This is a genomic window from Moorena sp. SIO4A1, from assembly GCF_010672065.1.
Lineage (GTDB): Bacteria > Cyanobacteriota > Cyanobacteriia > Cyanobacteriales > Coleofasciculaceae > Moorena.
Genome location: NZ_JAAHHX010000679.1, coordinates 1 through 1,502, shown reverse-complemented (window position 1 = coordinate 1,502; position 1,502 = coordinate 1). Strand labels below are relative to the sequence as shown.

General features: G+C 41.0%; 2 protein-coding genes. One reads left to right on the top strand and one right to left on the bottom strand.

Annotated elements, in window-relative coordinates; all coding sequences use genetic code 11:
• Positions 1-697: 697 nt before the first annotated feature.
• Positions 698-841 (top strand): hypothetical protein, encoded by a 144-nt coding sequence (locus tag F6K53_RS41860; RefSeq protein ID WP_293086341.1) that lies wholly within the window; start codon positions 698-700, stop codon positions 839-841.
• Here F6K53_RS41860 and F6K53_RS41855 read toward each other — a convergent pair.
• On the bottom strand, positions 838-1,502 hold a 665-nt coding region (locus F6K53_RS41855; RefSeq protein ID WP_293086338.1), incomplete at its 5' end, for an FG-GAP-like repeat-containing protein. The genes F6K53_RS41860 and F6K53_RS41855 overlap by 4 nt on opposite strands.

Genomic DNA, 1,502 nt, shown 5'->3' with positions numbered 1-1,502 from the left:
TCAAAATCTACTTGATATATACTTTATACAAGTATTCAATTTTGGTTCACAAAATACAGATAGCTATCCAGAAAACAACTAATATGAAAATATTGAGTTTATCTTTCATCGAAAACTAATCCATTAAGTAATCCAACACTAGGTTTTATTATAAACATTACTTAGGCAATAAATCTAATTTAATATTTTTTTAATAAAGCCTTATACTACGTGATTTGGATTGATAGCGCTCACAGTGATAGGGTTTTGAGTCCAGTTTTAGATAAGTCCTGAACAAAAAAAATAAATTTATAAATTTTTAACTTTCCTAAATATTTAAAATTGATGGCTATATATAGCAAAGGTAACAGGGAATAGGAAATAGGGAATAGGGAAAAATTATGTGTAGCTAATAGTTATGAAAAACCCTGTATCTCTACATTTACAGCGGTTTGCAATTGCTGTTAGGTACTTTCGTTCTGGGTTTTTAGGGAGCACGGAGCACCTCTGCATCGCTTTCTTATGCCCCACACCCCACCCCCTCACAGGGGTAGGTTTTTTACATTTGGGTCGGGAGTCGGGAGTCGGGAATCGGGAATCGGGAGTCGGGAAAAGCGGGAAATGGGGAGAATTATCCCGGAAATCATGGTGTATTTTGATACATATGGGTATAAATTTACAGAAATTGATGGTGTATTTTGATACATATGGATAGAAGTTGATACCTAATAAAAGTACCTACTCGCCCCTTTGTAAAAAACCTACCCTTGTAAGCACCCCACCCCCTACTCCCTACTCCCTACTCCCTACTCCCTACTCCCTACTCCCTACTCCCTACTCTCTGTTCCCTTTGCTATTTTAAAGATAACTTTGCCAACTAGTATCAGTTAGTGGCTCAAGCCTCTCCAGGCGATCGAAGCCATTGGCATTCATCAGCCAGACACTATTTTGTCCATCGTCGAGATTGCGCCATAAGATATCATCGAAACCATTATCATCGATGTCGAGGGTTCCATGGATTACCTGCTGACCACTACTGATTGGTGACTCGATTAACACTGATTCAATGTACTGAGTCCCTTCCATCCTCCAATAGTAAATAGTTTGCTCTTCAGTATTGCGCCAGATAATATCCCCATCACCATCTCCATCCAAGTCTCCCGCTGCCCTCATTTCCCAAATACTAGTGACTGGTTCCGATTGAATGAACACTTCCTCAGCCACAGTGGTGCCATTCATTAGCCAGACTTTATTTTCCCCAGTGGAGGTATTGCGCCAGATAATATCCTGTTGTTGATCACTGTTAAAATCTTCAGTGCCACGAATTTCCCAGTCCAGGTCTGGAGTTGGGGTGATGGAAACGGCATTCTGAAACACCGATCCTGCCATCAACCAGATGCCAGTTTCACCAGTAGAGGTATTACGCCAGATAATATCCTGTTGTTGATCACTGTTGAAATCCCCTGCACCCTGCATCTGCCAGGGACTGTCGGCTGCTTCTGTTGGTGAAGGAATTGTTACGG